Raw genomic sequence first — 21,910 nt, forward strand, 5'->3', positions numbered from 1 at the left:
TTTTCTTGGCCCACCTTCTTTTGGCGACGCAAAAGAAGGTGGGTGCGCCGCCGGGCGCACATCCCGGCCTCCGCCCTCAACCAAAGCACGCAGCAACCATGAACGCACAACCGAGCGTCGGCCGCGTCCTACCCAAAAACTCGAATTCCGCTGCTAGCGCCCCAAGCAACAAGCAAGCACATTGTCGCCAGTGCCCGCAGTGGGCACGGCACCCGGAGATGCCATGCGCGCGCCCATAACCACAACACACCACCACAACCCTCACCCACCAGGCCGCCGCCATGGCTGACGCATCCCAAGCCTGGTGGCAACAAATCGCCACCACCATCGCCTCCGAATTCTCCGACGTCCCCGACGCCGGCGAAGCCACCCGCATCGTCGTGCGCCTCACGGTCGCCGGCGTCCTGGGCGGCCTGCTCGGCTGGGAGCGCGAGCACGCGGGCAAGGCCGCCGGCGTGCGCACCCACATGCTGGTGGCCATGGGCGCCGCGCTGTTCGTGCTGGTGGCGCAGCAGGTCGGCATCGGCCCGGCGGACAACAGCCGCGTGATCCAGGGCATCGTCGCGGGTGTCGGCTTTCTCGGCGCCGGCACCATCCTCAAGGGCGATGCCGATGGGGAGTCCCAGGTGCGGGGCCTGACCACCGCCGCCGGCATCTGGCTCACGGCGGCCATCGGCGTGGCCGCCGGCCTGGGGCGCGAGGTCACGGCGGTGCTGAGCACCCTGCTGGCCCTGGCTGTGCTCTGGGCCATCCCGATGCTGCACGACGCGACGCAGGGCCGTTCGCAGCGCGGTGGCAACGAAAAGGAAACCACGAAGGCCGATTGATCAGCCGGCAGGGCAGGCGTCTCGCGGCATGGGAATGCTGGCAGCCCGCTGGCAGCAGGCCTGGGCTACACTTTTTACAGAGCCCTGCGCACCGCGTCGGGCACCGATCCCGTTGCCCACGATGTGTTGATTGCCGCCATGATGCCCTACCCCACCCCAGCTGCCCTTGCAGCCATTGCACCGCCTGGAGCCGCCGGTGGCTGAGCCCAGCACCCAAGCCACCCCATCCAGCCAGTCCACCTCCACCACAGCGCCCCTCTCGGCCAACCTGCGCGGCATCATCGCCATGTGCCTGGCGGTGGGCTGCTTTTCGGTGATGGACGCACTGCTCAAGACCCTGTCGGGCAGCTACCCGGCCATGCAGGTCGCCTCCATGCGCGGGCTGGCCGCATTGCCCCTGGTGACGCTGTACGTGCTGTGGCGCGGCGAGGTGCGCGGCCTGCTCAAGGTGCGCTGGCCGCTGCACCTGCTGCGCGGCGCGATCAACATCACCATGCTGGCGCTGTTCGCCTTTGCGCTGCGCGAACTGGGCCTGGCCGAGGCCTACACGCTGTTCTTCATCGCCCCGCTGCTCATCACCGCCCTGTCCACGGTGGTGCTGGGCGAGAAGGTGCGCGGCGCGCACTGGGTGGCCATCGTGCTGGGCCTGGTGGGCGTGGTGGTGGCACTGCGCCCGAGCCAGGAGGCCATGCTCTCCGTGGGCGCGCTGGCCGTGCTGGGCGCAGCCACGGGCTATGCCGTCTCGGCCATTGCCGGGCGACTGCTCACGCGCACCGACTCGAGCGCCAGCCTGGTGTTCTGGACCACCGCCATGCTGGCCCTGGGCGCCACGGCCCTGGCCCTGCCGCAGTGGAAGGTGCTGGACGCATCGCACTGGCCGCTGGTGGCTGCCATGGGGGTCTCGGGCTTTTTGGGCCAACTGGCGATCACCGAGGCCTTCCGCCATGGCCAGGCCTCGGTCGTCGCGCCGTTCGAGTACACCGCCCTGGCCTGGGGCATGGGCCTGGACTGGGTGCTGTGGCAGGCCGTGCCGGGCGCCTACACCCTGATCGGCGGGGCCATCATCATCGGCAGCGGGCTGTACCTGGTGCGCACCGAGCGCCATACGCAGCAGGCGGTACTGCCGCCTTGAGCCCCTGCCCCGCACCGGCACGGCGCGTGGTCCCACAATGCGCGGTCGCGCGCAGCGCTGTAATGGGCAGATACCAATAGCGGCCATGCCGCACGAGGATTTGCCATGACACAAGCAGCACACACACAGCACGCCACCATCCACGGCCATGTGACCTACACCCCTGGAGATGGCGCGCCCATCGTCATCCCCGAAGGCCCGGTGGAATTGATCACCTCGCCCGACAGCACCACGCTCAGCTGGTCGGTGGAAGATGACATCGTGGGCTCTGCAGCCATCCCGAAAGACCAGTACAACCAGTACGTGCGCGACGGCAAGATCCGCCTGACAAAGCACTGACCCAACCGGCCCTCCGCTCCAGCCCTGACCGCAAGGTGTGGAGCGAGCTTCGATTGTCCTGCCTGCCGGACAGTGTGTCCCGGCCCTGCCAGCTTGTGCGCCTTCTGATGGACCCTATATTCGATCCATCGCACCGGGAACCTAACTTCTTCCCGGGCCAAGGAGCCGCATGACCACCCCCACCTTTCCCACCTTCTTCATCTCGCACGGCGGCGGCCCCTGGCCGTGGGTCGACGGCATGAAGCAGCAGTTTGCCAAGACGGCGCGCGAATTCGCCCGCATGCCCGGCCTGCTGCCCGACAAGCCCAAGGCCGTGCTGGTCATCACCGGCCACTGGGAGGCGCAGGAGTTCACCGTCTCCACCGCCGAGCACCCGCCCATGGAGTACGACTACTCCGGCTTTCCCGAGCACACCTACCGCATCCAATACAAGGCCCCCGGATCGAAGGCGCTCGCAGCTCGCGTCGGCGAGTTGCTGACGGTCGCCGGCATCCGCTGCAGGGAAGACGCCCACCGCGGCTTCGACCACGGCACCTTCGTGCCCCTGAGCCTGATGTACCCCGAGGCCGATGTGCCAGTGGTCATGCTGTCGATGAAGTCCAGCTACGACCCGGCAGAGCACATCCGCCTCGGCCAGGCCATCGCACCCTTGCGCGACAAGGGCGTCCTCATCATGGGCAGCGGCCTGACCTACCACAACATGCGCGGCTTCGGCCGGCCGCAGTCCGCGCCGGTGGCCGAGGCCTTCGAAGCCTTCCTGAACACCGCCATCACCGCACCCAGCGCGCAGCAGCGCAACGACATGCTGGTGCACTGGCAGGACGCGCCCGGTGCCCGCCTGGCCCACCCGCAGGAGGACCATCTGATCCCGCTGATGGTGGTGGCCGGCGCCGCGGGTGCCGACGTGGGCCACCGGGTCTTTGTCGACCATGTCATGGAGGTGGCCATGGCCTCCTACCAGTTCGGCTGACCGAACCGCAGTCCAGCACCTATGATGGCGGCCCCCTATCCGCAGGTCCATTGCCCATGCACAGCGAAGAAGACATCCTCCGGTTCTGGTTCCAGGAACTCACGCCCCAGCAGCAATTCGTGAAGGACGAGGGGCTCGACCAGACCATTGCCACCCGCTTCGGCGCCACGCTGCAGGCCGCGAAACAGTGCGAGCTGGCGCCCTGGCGCGCCACGCCCGAAGGGCGGCTGGCCGAGATCATCGTGCTCGACCAGTTCTCGCGCAATGTGTACCGCGACACGCCCGGCGCCTTCGCGCAGGATCCGCAGGCCCTGACCCTGGCGCAGGAACTCGTGGCCAGCGGCCAGCACAAGGCATTGCCCATGGCCCAGCGCGCGTTTGCCTACATGCCCTACATGCACAGTGAGTCGCTGGCCATCCACACCCAGGCATGGAGCTGTTCGACCAACCGGGGCTGGAGAACAACCTGGCCTTCGAGATCAGACACCGCGACATCATCGTGCGCTTTGGCCGCTACCCGCACCGCAACCAGGTGCTGGGGCGCGAGTCCACCGCCGAGGAAACCGAGTTCCTGTCGCAGCCCGGCTCCTCGTTCTAAAGAACGAGCGAGGCGCGGCCCACGCCGTCGAATTCCACGTCCACCGCCTCGCCCTTGGCGGCGGGCAGCAAACCCACCCACGATCCCGTGGTGACCACGGTTCCTGCGGCCACCGTCGCACCATTGCGCGTGGCATGCCGCAGCCAGGTGGGCAGCAGCCAGGCCGGGTCCCCCAGCGGATGCGTGCCCATGCGCACCACGGGCTCACGGCTGCCGATGCGCGTGGTGCAGCGCTGCGCCGCCCAGTCGCGCGCCGCGTACGGCACCCATTCGCCCAGCGCCAAAGCACCGTGCGACTGCAGGTCCGCCAGGCGCAGCAGGGCCGGTGCTTCGCCGCCCTCCTGCCAGCGCGAGTCCACGATCTCGATGGACACCGCCATCGCATCGACGAACATGCCGGCCGTCTCGGGCGTCAGCGCCTCCGCCTGCGCGGGCGACACCGGCTGGCCCAGGCGCAATGCGATCTCCGACTCGATGCCGATGCTGTGGAACCGCATGTCGCCATAGTCAGCCGGGCTGCTGCGCACACCTGCGGGCGGCAGCGGCGCATGCGTGAGCACGGCCTGGCGGTTCGGGCCGCCCGACTTCCAGTGCCGCGCCGGGCCGGGCGGGAACCAGCCCATGGCGTGGCCCACCGCCTCCTGCACGGTATAGGCCGCCGCCGCATCGGCCAGCGCCCTGCCCCAGGGCAGGGCGCTGATGGTGCGGCCGGCCTGCCATGCGGCGACCAGGGCGTGGGTCAATGCGGTCGTCGGGTCCTGTTCAGCCATCGTTGTTCAACTCTCTACTTTCACGTTGCCGTCCTTCACCACCTTGCCCCACTTGGCGATTTCGGTGGCAATGAAGTCCTTGAACTTGTCGCGCGTGCCACCGCCGTCTTCGGCACCGTAGGTGTCCAGGCGCTCCTGCACGTCGGGCATGGCCAGCACCGTGTTCACATCGCGGTTGATCCTGTCGGCCACGCCCGATGGTAGCTTGCCCGGCCCGGCCAGCCCGTACCAGGTGGTGGCCTCGAAGCCCGGAAAGCCCTGCTCCTGCATGGTGGGCACACCGGGGTGGCCCTTGGCGCGCTTGGTGCGCGTCTGCGCCACGGCGGCGATCTTGCCGGCCTTGACGTGGGGCGTGGCGGCTGTCATGGTCTCGAAGCAGTACTGGATCTGGTTGCCCATGAGGTCGGCCAGCGCGGGTGCACTGCCCTTGTAGGGCACGTGCAGCGCATCCACACCCGCCTGCAGCTTGAACATCTCCAGCGCCAGGTGCTGGGCCGATCCCGGGCCGGCCGAGCCGAAGCTCACCTTGCCCGGCTCGGCCTTGCACAGGGCCACGATCTCCTTGGCGGTGAGTGCCTTCTGCCCCGGCCCTGCGACCAGCAGGTTGGGCGTGACGCCCACCATCACGATGGGCACGAAGTCGCGCTGCACGTCGTAGCGCAGCTTGGGCTGCAGGCTGGGCGCCAGCGCATGGCTGTTGATGTGCGCCATGAGCAGGGTGCTGCCATCGCTGGGCTGCTGCGCCACGTACTCGGCCGCCAGCACGCCGGAGACACCGGCCTTGTTCTCCACGATGACCGACTGCTTCCACATGGTCGCGAGCTTGGTGGCCACCACGCGTGCCAGCGCGTCGGTGCCGCCCCCGGGCGGAAAGCCCACGATGATGCGCACCGGGCCGCTGGGCCACTCCTGCGCGAACAGGCGCGGGGCGCCGAGCGTGGCCACCGCCGCGCCCGCGGACTGGATCAGGGAACGTCTCTTCATCGTCATCGCTTGTCTCCTTCGTTGGCCCTTTTTTGTGCAGGCCGGGTTGAATGAACTCAGCACAGAAAGCCCTGGCCGCATGCGTGCACGGCCAGTGGCAAAAAGAAACACATGCAAGCGGGCCGGCGCCTCCCACAGACGCCGGCCGTTCAATCCATCAGAACAACAAGGTCAGGGGCTCAGGCAGCCTTCTTGAGGGCGGCAGGCGCCGCGTGGCTGGCGAAGTAATCCATGCTGGCCTGCACGCCGCTGCCGGCCAGGGCGATGCCCGAGAGCTTCATGCCCATCTCCACACCCGCCACCATGGCGATCAGCGTGAGGTCGTTGCTGTCGCCCAGGTGGCCCATGCGGAACATGCGGCCCTTGAGCTTGCCCAGGCCCGTTCCCAGCGACAGGTCGAAGCGCTGGTGGATCAGCCGGCGCAAGGCATCGGCATCCACGCCCTCGGGCGTGATCACGCCGGTGAGCACGGGCGAGTACACGGCCGGGTCGGCGCACTGGATGGGCAGGCCCCAGGCGTTGACGGCGGCACGCACGCCCGCGCCCCAGCGCTGGTGGCGTGCGAAGACGTTGTCGAGCCCCTCGGCCAGCAGCATGTCGATGGCTTCGGACAGGCCGTACAGCAGGTTGGTGTTGGGCGTGTAGGGCCAGTAACCGTCCTTGTTCATCTCCACGATCTCGTCCCAGGCCCAGAAGGCGCGCGGCAGCGTGGCAGTCTTGGAGGCTTGGAGCGCGCGCGGGGACAGGGCGTTGAAGCTGATGCCCGGCGGCAGCATCAGGCCCTTCTGCGACCCGCTGATGGTCACGTCCACACCCCACTCGTCGTGGCGGTAGTCGGCGCTGGCCAGGCCCGAGATGCTGTCCACCATCAGCAGCGCCGGGTGGCCCGCCGCGTCGATGGCCTTGCGCACGGAGGCGATGTCGGAGGTGACGCCGGTGGAGGTCTCGTTGTGCACCACGCACACGGCCTTGATCTTGCGCTCGGTGTCCTTGCGCAGCCGGGCCTCGATCAGGTCGGCCTGCACGCCACGGCGCCAGCCGCCAGCCAGGGGCAGGTGCTCGTCCTTGCCCTCCCAGGCGAGGAACTCGGTGGAGATGCCCAGGCGCGTGGCCATCTTCTGCCACAGCGAGGCGAAGTGCCCGGTTTCGAACATGAGCACATGGTCGCCCGGGGAGAGGGTGTTGGACAGGGCCGCCTCCCAGGCGCCCGTGCCCGATGCGGGGTAGATCGCCACCGGATGCCGGGTCTGGAAGATCTTCTGGATGCCCGAGAGCACCTTGAGCCCCAGGCCCCCGAACTCGGGGCCCCGGTGGTCGATGGTGGGCAGGCTCATCGCCCGCAAAATGCGGTCTGGCACCGGGCTCGGGCCCGGGATCTGCAGGAAGTGGCGGCCAGTAGGGTGAAAGTCGAGTTGAAGCATGGAGCGTCCTTTCTTTCTTCAGTTTTGCATGCAAAAAACACAATTGCATGCAGGAATACCCTTAAACATAGCGATTGATCCGCCAATTTTTTGCATGCAAAATTCAAAATAGAAAGAAACCCATGGCTGAAATCATCGAAATCTCCCGCCTCGCGCTGCACGACCAGGTCGCCGCGCGCCTGCGCACCATGCTGGTGGAAGGGCAGATCGCGCCGGGAGCCAAGCTCAATGAACGGGAGCTGAGCGAGCAGCTGCGCGTGTCGCGCACGCCGCTGCGCGAGGCCATCAAGCTGCTGGGCGCCGAAGGCCTGGTGGACCTGCTGCCCAACCGCGGTGCCGTGGCCGTGAAGCTGACCGAGGCCGACGTGGTGAACACCTTCGAGGTGCTGGCCACGCTGGAGGGCATGTCGGGCGAGCTGGCGGCCCGGCGCATCACCGAAGCCGAGCTGGCCGAGCTGCGCGCCCTGCACTACGAAATGATGGCCTGCTTCGCGCGGCGCGACCTCTCGGGCTACTACCGCATCAACGCCAGCATCCACACCGCCATCAACGAGGCGGCGCGCAACCCGGTGCTCACCGCGACCTACCGCTCCATCAACGCCCGCGTGCAGTCGCTGCGCTTTCGCACCAACCAGAACGAGGCCAAGTGGAAGCTGGCCGTGGCCGAGCACGAACAGATGATCGAGGCCCTGGCCGCGCACGACGCCGAGGCCATGCGCCGCGTGCTCGTGGCCCACGTGCAGCGCAAGCGCGACACGGTGCTGGAGCTGCTGCGTGCCGGCGAAATTTATCCCCAGAGACAAGCCTCCACCTAGGAACACGCCCATGCGCATCGAACCCGCCAGCAGCCTGCAGCCAGCCGGCACCACCCTGCCCCCCAACGAGACCTGCGAGGCGCTGGCGCGGCGCCTGGCGGCCGAGACCGAGGGCGAGGTGCTGTTCGATGCCGGTTCGCGTGGGCGCTACGCGACCGATGCCTCCATCTACCAGATCATGCCGGCCGGCGTGCTGGTGCCGCGCACCGAGCGCGACATCGCCACCGCCATCGACATCGCGCGCGACCTCAAGGTGCCCGTGCTGGCGCGTGGCGGCGGCACCAGCCAGTGCGGCCAGACCACGGGCGCGGCCCTGGTGATCGACAACAGCAAGCATTTCCGCAAGCTGCTGACCTTCGATGCCGAGGCCCGCACGGCAACCGTGGAGCCGGGCATCGTGCTCGACCACCTCAATGCCCAGCTCAAGCCCCACGGCCTGTGGTACCCGGTGGATGTGTCCACCAGCGCCCAGGCCACGCTGGGCGGCATGGCGGGCAACAACTCCTGCGGATCGCGCTCCATCGCGTACGGCAACATGGTGCACAACGTGCTGGGCGCCAGCGCCTGGCTGAGCGATGGCGAGCTGGTCGACTTCGGCCCGCTGGCCACCCTGGGCCCACGCGCCAGCGCCATTGCGCAGCATGTGCACGCCCTGGCCCAACAGCACCGCGGCGAGATCGCCGAGCGCTGGCCCAAGGTGATGCGCCGCGTGGCGGGCTACAACCTCGACATCTTCGACAACCAGAGCGAAAAGCCCTACACCGCCGACGGCAGCGTGAACCTGGCGCACCTGCTCATCGGCGCCGAGGGCACGCTGGCCTATACACGCAGCCTGACCCTGAAGCTCAGCGAGCTGCCGCGCGCCAAGGTGCTGGGCATCGTCAACTTCCCGAGCTTCCACAAGGCCATGGACTCGGCGCAGCACATCGTCAAGCTGGGCCCCACGGCGGTGGAACTGGTGGACCGCACCATGATCGAGCTGGCCCTGGCCAACCCGGCCTTCCGCCCCACGGTGGAGACGGCGCTGATCGGCAAGCCCGAGGCCATTTTGCTGGTCGAATTTTCGGGCACCGACAAGGCCGCCCTGCTGCCGCAGCTGCGCCAGCTGGTGGAGCTGATGGGCGACCTGGGCATGCCCGGCAGCGTGGTGGAGATGCCTGATGAAGCCCCGCAGAAGAACCTGTGGGAAGTGCGCAAGGCCGGCCTGAACATCATGATGAGCCTCAAGGGCGACGGCAAGCCCGTGAGCTTCATCGAGGACTGCGCCGTGCCGCTGGAGCACCTGGCCGAATACACCGACGGCCTGACCGAGGTGTTCGCCAAATACGGCAGCCGCGGCACCTGGTACGCCCATGCCTCGGTGGGCACGCTGCATGTGCGCCCCATCCTCGACATGCGCACCGATGGTGCCGCCAAGATGCGCGCCATTGCCGAGGAAGCCAGCGCCCTGGTGCGCAAGTACAAGGGGGCCTTCAGCGGCGAGCATGGCGATGGCCTGTGCCGCGGCGAGTGGATCGAGTGGCAGTTCGGCCCCGTGATCAACGAGGCGTTTCGCGCCATCAAGCACCACCTGGACCCGATCGGCCTGTTCAACCCGGGCAAGATCATCGACCCGCCCAAGATGGACGACGGCGCCCTGTTCCGCTTTGCCCCGCCCACGGCGCCCAAACCCTACAAGCGCATCCCGCTCACCCCCGTGCTCGACTGGTCGGCCTGGAACGTGCAGGCCGACCCCGTGACCGAGGTGACCACCGCCCCCGGCACCGGCGGCGACGTGACCGGCGGCTTTGCCAAGGCCGTGGAGATGTGCAACAACAACGGCCACTGCCGCAAGTTCGACGCCGGCACCATGTGCCCCAGCTACCGCGTGACGCGCGACGAGCAGCACCTGACCCGCGGCCGCGCCAACACCCTGCGCCTGGCCGTGTCGGGCCAACTGGGCCCGGACGCCTTCACCAGCGAGGCCATGCACGACACCATGGACCTGTGCGTGGGCTGCAAGGGCTGCAAGCGCGACTGTCCCACGGGCGTGGACATGGCGAAGATGAAGGTCGAGTTCCTGGCCCACTACAAGCGCAGGCACGGCCACACGCTCAAGGACAAGCTGGTCGCCCGCCTGCCCGACTACGCACACATCGCCAGCCGCCTGCCCTGGCTGCTGAACCTGCGCAACAGCGTGCCCGGCGCCGCCTGGCTGGGCGAGAAGCTGCTGGGCTTCTCGGCCCAGCGATCATTGCCGCAATGGCGCAGCGACACCTTCTGGCGCAGCAAGGACACCGCGTTGTTTTCCAGCAAGGCAGACACCATCGCCGCCGCCCAGGCCGGCCGCAAGGCCGCCGTGCTGTTCGTCGACACCTTCAACGGCACCTTCGAGGCCGAGAACGCGATGGCCGCCGCGCGCGTGCTGCATGCTGCCGGCTATGTGCTGCACACCGTGGAAAAGGCCGGCGGCCACCACTGCTGCGGCCGCACGTATCTCGCCACCGGCATGGTCAACGAAGCCAAGGCCAAAGCGGGTGCACTCATCGACGCCCTGCTCCCCCTGGCCCAGGCCGGCGTGGCCATCGTGGGGCTGGAGCCCTCGTGCCTGCTCACCCTGCGCGACGAGGCCCTGGTGATGGGCCTGGGCGACAAGGCCGTGGTGGTGTCACAGCAGGCCCTGCTGTTCGAGGAATTCCTGGCCCGCGAGGCCAAGGCCGGGCGCTTTGCCCCACAGCTCAAACCGGCGGGCCAACCCATCCTGCTGCACGGCCACTGCCACCAGAAGGCCTTTGGCGCCGTGCCCCCCATCCTGGAGGTGCTGCGCCTGATCCCCGAAGCCAAGCCCGAGCTCATCGAAAGCTCGTGCTGCGGCATGGCCGGCAGCTTTGGCTACGAGGCATCGCACTACGCGGTGTCGATGCAGATGGCCGAGGCGGCACTGCTGCCCGCGGTGCGCAAGAACCCCGATGCCATCGTGGTGGCGGATGGGACGAGCTGCCGGCACCAGATTGCGGACGGGGCGCAACGGGAGGCGGTGCATGTGGCGAAGTTGCTGGATGGGCTGATGCACTGAGAGGCAGGAACGCGGTCCCTGTTGCGCGTGCGGGCCTACGGTGCCTACTGCATATCTTTGATGATCGGTACCAGAAAAAACACCCCCGGGCGGCATTGACGCAAAGGCATATTGGCTATCCAGAACGGCTGTCCAGCTCGCCAACCGCGCCGGTGCGGGTCGGTAAACATGCGGGGGTTGACCGTGCCACCCAACAAAACAAGCTGGCGAGCGACTGCCAGACGACGACGGCGAAATCGCGACAGAAGATGCTTCGGAAACTCACCCGTCTTGCATCGGCGCTCCGCGATGACGATCCTCCGTAGATACATCGCCAGTTGCTTCAACGGAAGAAACTCCCACCGCGCGTAAAGCACCCACCCTGGACCCCAATCTGGTACAGAACGGCGTTTTGGTCGGATGCGGCGGGACATGCTGATGATCAATGTGCTTGCGGCATTAGACCACCATGACCCGCGTTTCTTGGGGTGACGCGCCAAAGCGCCCAGGGTAGGCTTGGCGCCTGGCTCGATTTGAGCATTCGGTGCACGAACCATCTTCTTCAGTTGCTCCACCCCATGACCACATCCGAATCCATCCGACGCCTGTGGCTGATTTCAAGCGCACTGCAAAGGCAGACAGAGGCCGAGATCCGTGATGGAACGCATGGGATGACCCAGGAGACCATCGCGGATCTCAAAAAAGCCCTGGCAGAAATGTCGGACCTTCGCCATCAGGTTCATCAACTGATACCTGACTTCAACCCCGACAACGCCGACGAGCCCTGCGAATGCTCGGCAGCCGATCGTCTGCTGGTGGAGTCCATGACCAAGGCTGCCGAGCTGGAACTCGCAGGAGACTGCGCTCGTGCGATCTCGACCCTGGAGGAGTTTCTGGCGCTCGAATCATCGTTCTGGCATCGCGAAATGGCAACGGAGGAACTGCAAAGGCTTAAGGACTCATCCCGCAGCTGACTTGGTCCCCCCACCCTCCTCCCCCAGCTCATGCGCCCGCTGCTCCGAAGCCCGCATGGCGCGCTCGAAGGCATCGGCCACCCCGTCCCTGGCCAGGGACTGCAGCGCGGCGTAGGTCGTGCCGCCCTTGGACGTGACGCGCTCACGCAGCACGGCCGGCGGTTCATCCGAGCAGCGCGCCAGCTCCGAAGCGCCCACGAAGGTGCCCACGGCCAGTTGGTGGGCCTGCTCGGCTGACAGGCCCATGGCCGTGCCGGCGCGCGCCATGGCTTCCAGGAAGTAAAACACGTAGGCCGGGCCCGAGCCCGACAGCGCCGTCACCGCATCGAGCTGCTTTTCGCTGTCCACCCACAAGTACTCGCCCGTGGTGGCCATGATGGCTTCCACGCTCTGGCGCTCGTCCTGCGAGACGCCGGGGCGGGCATACAGCGCGCTCATGCCCTTGCCCACCAGGGCAGGGGTGTTGGGCATGGTGCGCACGATGCGCTCGCTGGCGAGCCACCGGGCGATGCTGTCCGAACGGATGCCGGCGGCCACGCTCAGGTGCAGCGCATCCTGGGTGTGGGCGCGCGCCTGGGCGGCGGCGTCCTTGAAGGTCTGGGGCTTGACAGCCCAGACCACGATGCGCGCGCGCTGCAGGGCAGCGCCGGCTTCCGGCTGGGCCTCGATGCCGTAGTTCTGGTGCAAGGCCTCGCGGGCCTGGTCCCAGGGTTCGACGACCTCGATCTGGTTGGCCGGGAGGCCCTGGCGCACCAGGCCGCCGATGATGGCGCTGGCCATGTTGCCGCCGCCCATGAAGGCGATGGCGGGAAGGGAAAGAACGGACGTGGGGAGTGACATGGAAAGAAAGCAGAGCTTGTTGTTGTGGTTGTGGAAGACGGGGCATCACTCCATCACCCGGCCATTGCCGCGGTAGATGCCCAGGGAGGTGTAGCGCGATGCCACCTGTTTGCCGGGTGGCAGGGCCAGCGTGAAGTCGCCCAGGTCCAGACTCAGGCCGCGCTCCAGGGCCTTGCGCACGCCGGCGGCCGACAGGTCGTCGCCGGCCGCGCGCAGCGCCTCCACGGCGAAGCGCAGGTTGATGCAGCCCTCCAGGCTCAGCAGCGAGGGGCTGGCACCGCCCGCGCGCGCCAGGCTGGCCTGGTAGTCGCGCACCACGCGGCGCGCGCCGTTCCAGGGGCTGGGGTAGAGCATGGAGGTCATGATGCCGGCCACCTTGTCCTGCAGCTGGTCGGTGAGCACACGGCCGCCGACGACATTGAGCACCGCCACGCGCGCGCCCGGCCCGGCCGCGCCCTGGTAGGCCGCAATGAAGGCCGGCGCGGCCTGGCCGGCGGCGATCAGCACCACGGCATGCGGCTGGGCGCGCTGCACCTCTGCCACCGTGGCGGGTAGGTCACCGAGCCGTATCTCGGCGGGTGGCCGGCCCGCGAAGGCCTTGCGCGCACTGTCCAGCCCGGCGCGGCCGAAAGGGTTGTCCTGGTAGACCAGGGCCACCCGGTCCATGCCGATGGTGGGCAGGATGCGCGCAAAGCCCTCGAACTCGTCCCCGTTGCCGGCCTTGGTGTGGAACACCCAGCGGCTGCCGGGCAGCGACTCCTGGCGCAGCAGGTCGGCGCCGCTGGAAACGCCCACCACCGGCACCTTCAGCTCCGCCAGCACGGGCTGCAGCGCCTGCAGCGAGCCGGTGCCGACCAGGTTCACGAAGGCAGAGATACCCTTGCCGGCCAGCGTGCGGGCGTTTGCCACAGCACGCGCCGGCTCGTAGCCATCGTCCAGGTAGCTGATGGCGACGGGGCGCCCGCGCACGCCTCCGGCAGCGTTGATCGTGGCCAGGCAGGCGTCCGCACCCTTGCGGTATTCCTGCCCGTATTCGGCGAAGGCCCCGCTGAACGGTGCGGTGGTTGCCAACTGGATGGGCGCCAGAGCCGTCTGCGCATGCAGCACCGGCGCAAGCAGGCCTGCCGCGCAGAACATGAGCCTGCGGGCCATGGCGAAGGCGTTCATGGCTGCACCCCCTGATGCCCGCCGGGCGATGGCAGCGCCGGTGCCGGCAGCTCGTCGATGATGAAGCGGCGCACGGTGTGCAGCAGTGCCTGGGTCTGGTGGCGCAGTGCTGCTGCGGCGGCGCTGGCCTGGTCCACCAGCAGGGCGTTGTCGCGCGTACCGCCTTCCATCTGCGCCACGGCGGCATGCACCTGGGCCACGCCCTCGCTTTGCGCGCGGCTGGCCTGGGCGATGGCATCCACGCTGCCCAGCACCTCGCCCACCCGCGCCACCACCTGGTGCATGGTGTCGCCGGCCTGGGCCACCAGGCGGCTACCGCCTTCCACCCGGGCGGCGGAGTCGTCGATCAGGGCTTTGATCTCGCGCGCCGCGTCGGCACTGCGGCGTGCCAAGGCACGCACCTCGGCCGCCACCACGCCGAAGCCCCGGCCCTGCTCCCCGGCACGCGCCGCCTCGACGGCCGCGTTGAGCGCCAGCAGGTTGGTCTGGAGGGCGATGGTGTCGATCACGCCGATGATCTCGGCCATGCGGCGCGAAGCGCCGTGGATGGAGCCCATGGTCTGCACGACCTGGGTCACCACCGCGCCGCAGGCCTGCGCCACGCCACTGGCGGACTGGGCCTGCGTGCGCGCCTGCTGCGCGTGCGCTGCATTGCGCTGCACCTGCAGGGCGATCTCGTGCAGGGCCTGGGTGGTCTGCTCCAGCGCCGCAGCCTGGGTGGCCGTGTGTCCGGCCAGGTCGGCGTTGCCCTGGGCGATGCGGGTGGCAGCCTCGGCGATGTCGTCCGTGCCCTCGCGCACGTCACGCACGATGTGCTGCAGGCTGGCATTCATGCTGCGCAGCGCCGCCAGCAACTGGCCGGTCTCGCCCGCGCTCTGCACCTCGATGCGCTGGGTCAGGTCGCCACCGGCCACGCCTTCTGCGATGCGCACGGCGCGTGTCAGCGGCCTGGCAATGGCGCGCGCCGACACGAAGCCCAGCACCATTGCCAGCAGCAGCCCGCCGCCGATCACCACCGCCGTGAGCGCGCGGCTATGGGCATAGGCCTGCTGGGATCCGGCGTACAGCGCCTCACCCGCGACCTGCTGCTCGCGCATCAATGCATCGAGCGTGGCTCGGGCCGGCTGGTACAGCGGCATCAGTGTCTGGCCGTACAGTTCCGTGGCCCCGGGCAGGTTCACGGCGCGCAGCGCCTCCACCGCAGGCCGCACGCCTTCGGCCGTGAAGCGCGCGTACTCCTGTGCGAAGCGGGTGGCCAGCGCGCGCTCCTGCTCGCTCAGGCGCCCCCCTTCGTAGGCCTGCCACGCGTTGCGGCCTTGGCCTTGCAACAGATCCAGCGCGGCCAGGTCGCGGTCGATGTCGCTCGGGTCGGCAATCGCCGAAACCACGCCATAGCGCCCCATGTCCAGCGCATGCGTCACCAGCGAGAGTTGCTGCAGCGGTGCCAGACGGTCGGACACCAACGCCTGCAGCGTGGCATTGCTGCGCTGCAGGGCGTGCAGCCCGAACGCGCCGAGCGCAACCAGCAGCAGACCCAGCACGCCGACGACCGCCAGCAACTGGACCTTGATGGGAAAACGGGCAAGCAGCATGGAAGCTCCCGGCAGGCAAGAGGGATGGACGGTGGTGGGGGCTCAGTGCGCGCGGCCGCCCAGGTAGAGCTCGCGCACCTTCTCGTCGCGCATGAGCGCGCCGGCCTCGCCGGTGAGCGCCACCGCGCCCATCGAGAGCACGTAGGCGCGGTCGGAGATGCGCAGCGCCTCCATGGCGTTCTGCTCCACCATGAGGATGGTCACGCGCTCCTGGTTGCGCACGTGGACGATGGCGTCGAACACCTCGTGCAGCACCTTGGGGGACAGGCCGGCGGAGGGCTCGTCGAGCAGCAAAATGCCCGGGCGCGGCATGAGCGCGCGCGCCAGCGCCAGGATCTGCCGCTCACCGCCCGACATGGAGGCCGCGCGCGCATCGCGCTTGCGCGCCAGCACCGGGTACAGCGCGCACAGCTCGTCCATGCGCCGCGCGCACTCGGCCTTTTCCAGGTAGTGGCCGCCCACCTGCAGGTTCTCGCGAATGGTCAGCGCGCTGAAGACGTTGTCCGTCTGCGGCACGAAGCCCAGGCCGCAGTGGCGGATCTTGCGGTGCACGGGGATCTGCGAGACGTCTTCGCCACGCAGGGTGATGCGGCCGCTGCGCGGCAGCAGGTAGCCGGCTATGGTCTTGAGCAGCGTGCTCTTGCCGCAGCCGTTCGGGCCCAGCAGGGTCACGATCTCCGCGGCCTGGGCCTGCAGGCTCATGCCGCGCAGGATGTCGATCTCGGCCGAGTAGCCGGCCACAACGTTGTCGATGTCAATCATGCGGCCTCCGCGCGCGCTTCGGTGGATGGGGTGGTTGCCGCCGTGCCCAGGTAGGCCTGCAGCACGCGCTCGTTGCGGGCCAGCTCGTCGGGGGGGCAGCTGGCGACGATCTCGCCACGGTCGAGCACCACGCAGCGCGTGCAGACCTCGCGGATGAAATGCATGTCGTGCTCCACGATCACCAGGGTCATGCCCTGGGCGTTGAGCCGCTGCAGCGCCGTGACGATGTCGCGGCGCAGGTTGGGGTGCACGCCCGCGGTGGGCTCGTCGAGCAGCAGCATGCGCGGCCGTGCCATCAGCGCGCAGACGATGCCCAGGAGCTTTTTCTGCCCGCCCGACAGGGCCGAGGCCGGCAGGTCGCGCACGGGGGTGAGCAGCAGTTCGCGCAGCAGTTGTTCGGCACGCTCGCGCGCATCGCCTTCGGCCCGGCGCGCGCCGGGTGTGGAGAGCAGCGTGTCCCAGACACCGTGGTGGGCCGTGGCGGCGGCCATGGCCACCTCCATCACCGACATGCGGGTGGGCATGGACGGCAGCTGGAAGGTGCGCGCCATGCCGGTGCGCACGATGCGGTGCGCGGCCAGCCGCTCGATGGGCGCGCCATCGAAGTGCACGCTGCCCGCGTCCACCGGCGTGAAGCCGGTGATGGCATTGAGCAGGGTGCTCTTGCCCGAGCCGTTGGGTCCGAGCAGGCCGACGATCTCGCCCTGGGCGATCTGCAGGTTCACGTCCGACAGGACCTGGTTGCCGCCGAAGGCCTTGGCCACCCCGCGGACTTCAAGGAATGCATTCATGGGAGCGTTCGGGGTCATGGCATCTTTCGCAGCTTCTCGGGCACCAGGCCCTCGCTGCGCCACAGCAGGCAGGCCAGCAGGATCAGGCCGATGAGGCCCAGGCGCAGCGCGCCGGCCAGGTCGGAGCTGAAATGGAAGTAGTCCTTGGCAAACGGCACCAGCGCATAGGCGCCCTGCACCAGCACCACCCCGGCGAGCACGCCGGCCGTGTTGCCCATGCCGCCGATCATCAGCATGGTCCACAGCAGAAAGGTCTCGGACGCCACCATGTAGTCGGGGCCGGCAAAGCTCATGTAGTGGGCGTAGAGCGATCCCGCCAGCGCGGTGACGGCGGCGCCGGCCATGAGGGCCCGGCTTTTGAGCGAGAGCAGGTCATAGCCCATGCAGATGGCCAGTTGCGGCTCCTCGCGCGACAGGCGCAGCGCGCGCCCGAAGCGGCCGTTGGCCAGGCGCCGCAGCAGCAGCGCGCACGCAGCCACCAACGCCAGCACCAGCGCCAGGAAGGCCAGCGCACCGTAAGGCCGGCCCAGCCCGTCGAACAGCGAGGGGATGGCGCTGATGCCGTTGGCGCCACCGGTCAGCCAGTCCTCGTTGGTGGCCACGGTGCGCAGGATTTCGGCGATGGCCAGGGTGGCGATGCCCCAGTAGTCCGAGCCGAGCTGGCGCCCCAGGCGCGCGATGCACCAGCCCAGCAGCATGGCCACGAGCACGCCGCAGCCGGCGCCCGCCAGCGGCGACCAGCCGGCCTGCACGGCAATACCGGTGGCATAGGCGCCGATGCCGGCAAACGCGATGTGGCCGAAGTTGAGCAAGCCGGCATAGCCTGCCTGCAGGTTCAGGCCCAGGGCCATCAGGCCGTAGATGCCAGCGATGGTGAAGGTGGAGATCAGGAAATCAAACACGGCGCACCTCGCGGTCGAACAGGCCGTAGGGTTTGAACAGCAGGGCCAGCAGCAGGATCAGGAACGAGGCCGCGCTCAGATAAGCGATCGGCAGAAAGGCCAGCGGCTTGCCCACCAGCCAGCCAAAGTTCAGGTTGGTGACCAGTGTCTCGGTCAGCGCGATCAGCGCCGCGCCGGCCACCGCGCCCAGCGGGTTGCCCAGGCCGCCCAGGATGGCGGCTGCGAACACCGGCAGCAGCAGGTCGTGGCCCAGGTTGATGTGGGCGCCGGTGGACAGGGCCAGCAGGCTGCCGCCCAGGCCGGCGATGGCGCCGCTCGCAAAATTCACCAGGCGCGTGATGCCCTCGGCATTGAGGCCCGAAGCCGCCGCCAGCGCCGAGTTGGTCGACAGCGCCCGCATGGCGCGCCCGGTGCGCGTGAAGAACAGCAGCAGCGTGAACAGCGCCAGCAGCACGGCGGTGGTGGCCATGGCGGCGATCTGCGTATGCGACAGGCGCACGCCGCCCAGCACCACGGGCTCGGTGATCGGCAGGTTGAACATGCGCGGGAAGGAGCCCGCCACGCCCTGGGCCCCGGCCACGACCAGCATGGCCACGGCGAGCGAGCCGATCATGGCGATGGCCGGGCCCGCGCGCAGCAGGCGGCGGAACACCAGGAGGTGCAGCACCAGCGTGAGCAGGCCCGTGAGCCCGCAGGCGATGGCAATGGCCAACGGCAGCGGCAGGCCCCAGGCAAACAGGGCATAGGTGGCGTAGGCACCGAGCATGGCGTACTGCACATGCGCGATGTTGGGGAACTTGACCAGGCCGTAGACCGTGCTCAGGCCCAGCGCCACGAGCGCGAGGTCCGAGGCACGCAGCAGCGTGTCGAAGAGAAGTTGGAGCATGGAGACGGATCGGTGGAGCCGGCCGCGCGCAGGGCATGCGCACGGCCGGGCATCAGGGAAGGCCGCGCCGGTTCAAGCGCAGCGCGGCACAGGGAAAAGAGGGATCAGCGCGGCACGACCTTGCCGTCGTACTTGAGCTTGGCGTAAGGCGGGTCGGTGCGCTGGCGCTCGGCGTCGAAGACGATGGGGCCGGTCACGCCCACATAGCCGCCCTTGCCCAGTTCCTTGAGCGCGGCCTGCACGGCGGCGGTGTCGGTGGATTTGGCCTTGTTCATCGCGGCGGCCGCCATCAGCACCGCGTCGTAGGCGTAGCCCGTGTACGAGGTCTTCATGCCCTCCTTGTATTTGGCGGCAAAGGCGTCGGCGTAGGCCTTGCCCGCCGCGCCGTAGACCGAACCCACCTCCATGCCGAGCTGGCCCTTGGCGATCTCGGGTGCCGTGTCGGACAGGCTCATCGAGATCAGGATGGCATACCAGGGCTTGCTGCGCAGGCCCAGCTCCAGGGCTTCGCGGTTGATCACCGCCGACTCCTGGCCATAGGCGGTGTAGATGTAGGCGTCGGGGTTGCTGCGCGACATCTGCTGCAGTTCGCGCCGGTAGGTGGACTGGCCGGCGGTGTAGAGCACCTCGGTCACGACCTTGCCGCCGAGCTTCTCGAACTCCTGCTTGAAGCCGTGCACCACACCCTGGCCGTAGGCATTGTTGGGCGCCACCATGGCCACGTTGCGGTAGCCCAGGTCCCACACGTCCTTGGAGGAGAACTGGTTGCCCTTGTCCTCCAGCCCGATGAGGTTGAACGAGCTGGCGCCCAGGTCGCGGATCTTCACGCTGGTGCTGGCGATGTTGATGTGGGCCACGCCCTCCTTCACCAGGTACTGCGCCATGGGCAGGGTGATGCCCGAGGAGTACTCGCCGATCACCACCGGCACCTTGTCCACGCTGACCAGCTTGCGCGCCGCATTCAGGGCCGTGGTGGCGTTGCCGCCCGAGTCCTCCACGACCACGTTGAACTTCTTGCCGAGCACGCCGCCATCGGCGTTCACCTTGTCGACCGCCAGGGCGACCGCGCGGCGCACGTCCTCACCCACCGTGGCATTGGCGCCCGTGAGCGAGAGCACGGCGCCCATCTGCACCGTGTCCTGCGCCAGGGCATGCGAGGTGAGGGCCAGACCGAAGGCGAACGCCATGGGCGCTCGGAGGGTTCGAAATTTCATGGACATGGAAGCTCCGTAGGTAGGTGGCTGAAGGGATGGCGGCTCGCGCCGCAATGCACGGGGTGCAGGGGGATGCCTGAAGGAGCGCCTTTCGAACCGGTGGAGGGGACATGCGGAGCCGCTGTGGCCCCTTCATGAGGAGCCAAAGACCATGCCTTCGAAACCAATTCGATTTGCTTAAGATCCAACAAATCATCAATTGGATCCAATTCTATACATACAGATCCAGGATGACAATCACGTTGTGAAGCGGGCACTAAGTTCTGATCCAATAGCGGCATGAGATCCCGCACCTCCAAACCGCGCGCTTTGCACCAGGTCATCCGCGACGCGCTGCGCCACGACATCCTGAGCGGCAAGCTGCCGGCGGGCCACCAGTTGCGCCAGGACGCCCTGGCCACGCAGTTCAACGCCAGCCGCATCCCCGTGCGCGAGGCGCTGCGCCAGCTCGAATCAGAAGGCCTGGTGGTGCACCACCTGAACCGGGGTGCCATGGTGGCGGGCATGAACGTGCAGCAGATCTGCGAGCTGCTGGACATCCGCGTGGCGCTTGAATGCCACGCGGCAAGGCTGGCCGTGCCCAACATGGTGGAGCGCGACTTCGAGACCATGGAGCGCATCCTCGATGACTACAGCCGCTCCGAGGTGGTCAGCGACTGGGCCGAGTACAACCGCCAGTTCCACCTGGCGCTGTCGGCCCCGGCCAACAACATGCGCCTCAAGCGCCTGATCGAGGAGTACTGCCTGAACACCGACCGCTACACGCACCTGGCCATGTCCAAGGCCACGGGCAAGGACAAGCCGCAGTCCGACCACTACCAGCTGGTGGCCGCCTGCCGCGCGCGCGATGTGGGCAAGGTGGTGTCATTGCTCGAAGAGCACATCGACAACACCCGCAAGGAACTGCTGGCCACCGCGCGCGAGCAGCAGATGCAGGGCGGCGACGGCCCGGGCTTGCTGCAACTGGCCTGACGGACTGGCAAGCCTGGCCGCCGGTGCAGGCCGTGCTTGCGGGCTCGCGGTGCTGCCAAGAGACGCAAGCCCTGGTCGGCGGGCCGCACCAAAATCACCCAAAAAGCGCCGAAAGGGTGCATTCGCAAACCAAAGAAGTGCGTGGCGCTGGCCGACAAGAGGCCCGGGAAAACCCCAGGATTGATCCAAATTTCTTCGTATATCTTCTAGTACACAAATAAATATACAGGATGCCAGGACCACTGATGTGTGCCTGCCTGGGCTGGCACAAGGCTTGCATTCAACATATACGAAGAAATATACGATTTCACCTCCCCGCCTCGCAAGAGGCTTTTCCCCTCCTGAAAGAAAGCGACCCATGCTCTACTACTTTGCCTACTGCACCTGGCTCAACGACCCCGAGATCCGCCGCTACTGGCCCACCACCAAGGCCATCACCAAGGCCCACGCGGCCAACCACCGGCTGCAGTTCCATGCGGCCGGCGAGCGCAGCGACCGCGGCTGGTGCCACCTCAACGGGGTCTCCGACGCCGTGGGCAACAACGCCCTGGGCGTGGTGTTCGAGCACGAGCCCCACCAGCTCAACGAGGACTACGACGACTTCGAGCGCTTCTTCCTGACCGTGCACGGCGAGGACGGCAAGGCCTACGACTGCTGGACCTACCGCCTGTCCAAGCCCGGCATGGCCATGCGCCCGCCGAACTTCTACTGGGAACACATCCCCACCGGTCTTGCGGCCTGGAAGTTCCCGGCCGAGTACATCGCCTCGGTGCAGGCCACCTTTGATGCGGCAGCCCCGTGCCCGCGCGCCGACCGGCCCAATCCGTCGGCCATTCCCGGCAAGTCCGCCGAAAGCCGCTGACCGCCCTCCTGCCTGACCACCCCCTTCCCACGCTCCTGCCTGCGCTTTCCTGAAAGGA

At 68.1% G+C, this 21,910-nt stretch carries 21 protein-coding genes and 1 pseudogene; 10 read left to right on the plus strand and 12 right to left on the minus strand.

The features are described from left to right. Nucleotides 1-281 precede the first annotated feature (281 nt). From AC07X5_RS31005 to AC07X5_RS31025, 5 genes and pseudogenes are all read left to right on the plus strand, one after another. On the plus strand, nucleotides 282-827 hold the full coding sequence (locus AC07X5_RS31005; RefSeq protein WP_494773287.1) for an MgtC/SapB family protein: 546 nt from the start codon (nucleotides 282-284) through the stop codon (nucleotides 825-827). Nucleotides 828-1,023: 196 nt separating this feature from the next. Next, nucleotides 1,024-1,959 (plus strand): DMT family transporter, encoded by a 936-nt coding sequence (locus AC07X5_RS31010; protein ID WP_409954546.1) that lies wholly within the window; start codon nucleotides 1,024-1,026, stop codon nucleotides 1,957-1,959. A gap of 105 nt (nucleotides 1,960-2,064) precedes the next feature. Then, nucleotides 2,065-2,298, plus strand: coding sequence for a hypothetical protein (locus AC07X5_RS31015; protein ID WP_409954543.1), 234 nt, complete (start codon nucleotides 2,065-2,067; stop codon nucleotides 2,296-2,298). A 169-nt stretch (nucleotides 2,299-2,467) separates the two neighbouring features. Beyond that, the gene (locus tag AC07X5_RS31020; protein ID WP_494773288.1) at nucleotides 2,468-3,268 is read left to right on the plus strand and encodes a DODA-type extradiol aromatic ring-opening family dioxygenase; all 801 of its coding nucleotides are present in this window, start codon (nucleotides 2,468-2,470) and stop codon (nucleotides 3,266-3,268) included. Nucleotides 3,269-3,324: 56 nt separating this feature from the next. Beyond that, a pseudogene (locus AC07X5_RS31025) lies at nucleotides 3,325-3,866 on the plus strand (DUF924 family protein). Here AC07X5_RS31025 and AC07X5_RS31030 read toward each other — a convergent pair. From AC07X5_RS31030 to AC07X5_RS31040, 3 genes are all read right to left on the minus strand, one after another. Next, nucleotides 3,863-4,636 (minus strand): fumarylacetoacetate hydrolase family protein, encoded by a 774-nt coding sequence (locus tag AC07X5_RS31030; RefSeq protein ID WP_494773289.1) that lies wholly within the window; start codon nucleotides 4,634-4,636, stop codon nucleotides 3,863-3,865. The pseudogene AC07X5_RS31025 and the gene AC07X5_RS31030 overlap by 4 nt on opposite strands. Before the next feature lie 6 nt (nucleotides 4,637-4,642). Further along, nucleotides 4,643-5,626, minus strand: a complete 984-nt coding sequence (locus AC07X5_RS31035) for a Bug family tripartite tricarboxylate transporter substrate binding protein (protein WP_494773290.1) — start codon at nucleotides 5,624-5,626, stop codon at nucleotides 4,643-4,645. Nucleotides 5,627-5,799: 173 nt separating this feature from the next. After that, on the minus strand, nucleotides 5,800-7,041 hold the full coding sequence (locus AC07X5_RS31040; protein ID WP_494773291.1) for a pyridoxal-phosphate-dependent aminotransferase family protein: 1,242 nt from the start codon (nucleotides 7,039-7,041) through the stop codon (nucleotides 5,800-5,802). Between the two features lie 122 nt (nucleotides 7,042-7,163). On the opposite strand from AC07X5_RS31040, the gene AC07X5_RS31045 reads away from it, so the two are divergent. Then, nucleotides 7,164-7,856 (plus strand): GntR family transcriptional regulator, encoded by a 693-nt coding sequence (locus AC07X5_RS31045; RefSeq protein WP_494773292.1) that lies wholly within the window; start codon nucleotides 7,164-7,166, stop codon nucleotides 7,854-7,856. Nucleotides 7,857-7,866: 10 nt separating this feature from the next. After that, complete coding sequence (locus AC07X5_RS31050; RefSeq protein ID WP_494773293.1) at nucleotides 7,867-10,911, plus strand: FAD-binding and (Fe-S)-binding domain-containing protein; 3,045 nt, start codon at nucleotides 7,867-7,869, stop codon at nucleotides 10,909-10,911. Between the two features lie 44 nt (nucleotides 10,912-10,955). Here the strand turns inward: AC07X5_RS31050 and AC07X5_RS31055 are convergent, their stop codons facing one another. Continuing rightward, nucleotides 10,956-11,324, minus strand: coding sequence for a hypothetical protein (locus AC07X5_RS31055; RefSeq protein ID WP_494773294.1), 369 nt, complete (start codon nucleotides 11,322-11,324; stop codon nucleotides 10,956-10,958). A 144-nt stretch (nucleotides 11,325-11,468) separates the two neighbouring features. On the opposite strand from AC07X5_RS31055, the gene AC07X5_RS31060 reads away from it, so the two are divergent. After that, entirely contained in the window at nucleotides 11,469-11,864 is a 396-nt protein-coding gene (locus AC07X5_RS31060) for a hypothetical protein (protein WP_494773295.1), read from the plus strand. Here AC07X5_RS31060 and proC read toward each other — a convergent pair. The 8 genes from proC to AC07X5_RS31100 form a co-directional block, all read right to left on the minus strand. After that, nucleotides 11,850-12,704 (minus strand): pyrroline-5-carboxylate reductase, encoded by an 855-nt coding sequence (gene proC, locus AC07X5_RS31065; protein ID WP_494773296.1) that lies wholly within the window; start codon nucleotides 12,702-12,704, stop codon nucleotides 11,850-11,852. The two genes, AC07X5_RS31060 and proC, sit on opposite strands and share 15 nt — an antisense overlap. Nucleotides 12,705-12,749: 45 nt before the next feature. Further along, nucleotides 12,750-13,871, minus strand: a complete 1,122-nt coding sequence (locus tag AC07X5_RS31070; RefSeq protein ID WP_494773297.1) for an ABC transporter substrate-binding protein — start codon at nucleotides 13,869-13,871, stop codon at nucleotides 12,750-12,752. Continuing rightward, a complete protein-coding gene (locus AC07X5_RS31075) occupies nucleotides 13,868-15,463 on the minus strand; it encodes a methyl-accepting chemotaxis protein (RefSeq protein ID WP_494773298.1) in 1,596 nt (531 codons plus the stop codon). The genes AC07X5_RS31070 and AC07X5_RS31075 overlap by 4 nt, the downstream gene beginning before the upstream one ends. Before the next feature lie 42 nt (nucleotides 15,464-15,505). Continuing rightward, nucleotides 15,506-16,225 carry an ABC transporter ATP-binding protein gene (locus AC07X5_RS31080; RefSeq protein ID WP_409954532.1) on the minus strand — a complete coding sequence of 240 codons (720 nt, stop codon included), beginning with the start codon at nucleotides 16,223-16,225 and terminating at the stop codon, nucleotides 15,506-15,508. Then, the gene (locus AC07X5_RS31085) at nucleotides 16,222-17,016 is read right to left on the minus strand and encodes an ABC transporter ATP-binding protein (RefSeq protein ID WP_494773299.1); all 795 of its coding nucleotides are present in this window, start codon (nucleotides 17,014-17,016) and stop codon (nucleotides 16,222-16,224) included. The genes AC07X5_RS31080 and AC07X5_RS31085 overlap by 4 nt, the downstream gene beginning before the upstream one ends. A gap of 14 nt (nucleotides 17,017-17,030) precedes the next feature. Further along, nucleotides 17,031-17,918: a branched-chain amino acid ABC transporter permease gene (locus AC07X5_RS31090; protein WP_494773300.1), complete on the minus strand. Its 888-nt coding sequence runs from the start codon at nucleotides 17,916-17,918 to the stop codon at nucleotides 17,031-17,033. Beyond that, nucleotides 17,911-18,804 (minus strand): branched-chain amino acid ABC transporter permease, encoded by an 894-nt coding sequence (locus AC07X5_RS31095; protein WP_494773301.1) that lies wholly within the window; start codon nucleotides 18,802-18,804, stop codon nucleotides 17,911-17,913. The genes AC07X5_RS31090 and AC07X5_RS31095 overlap by 8 nt, the downstream gene beginning before the upstream one ends. A 104-nt stretch (nucleotides 18,805-18,908) precedes the next feature. Then, nucleotides 18,909-20,018 (minus strand): ABC transporter substrate-binding protein, encoded by a 1,110-nt coding sequence (locus AC07X5_RS31100; protein WP_494773302.1) that lies wholly within the window; start codon nucleotides 20,016-20,018, stop codon nucleotides 18,909-18,911. Between the two features lie 279 nt (nucleotides 20,019-20,297). On the opposite strand from AC07X5_RS31100, the gene AC07X5_RS31105 reads away from it, so the two are divergent. Both AC07X5_RS31105 and AC07X5_RS31110 read left to right on the plus strand, forming a co-directional pair. Then, a complete protein-coding gene (locus AC07X5_RS31105; protein WP_494773303.1) occupies nucleotides 20,298-20,990 on the plus strand; it encodes a GntR family transcriptional regulator in 693 nt (230 codons plus the stop codon). 358 nt (nucleotides 20,991-21,348) lie between these two features. After that, nucleotides 21,349-21,852, plus strand: coding sequence for a gamma-glutamylcyclotransferase family protein (locus tag AC07X5_RS31110; RefSeq protein WP_494614313.1), 504 nt, complete (start codon nucleotides 21,349-21,351; stop codon nucleotides 21,850-21,852). The last annotated feature ends 58 nt before the right edge of the window (nucleotides 21,853-21,910 follow it).

This window comes from Acidovorax sp. GW458-11-26-14-TSB4 (assembly GCF_059423865.1).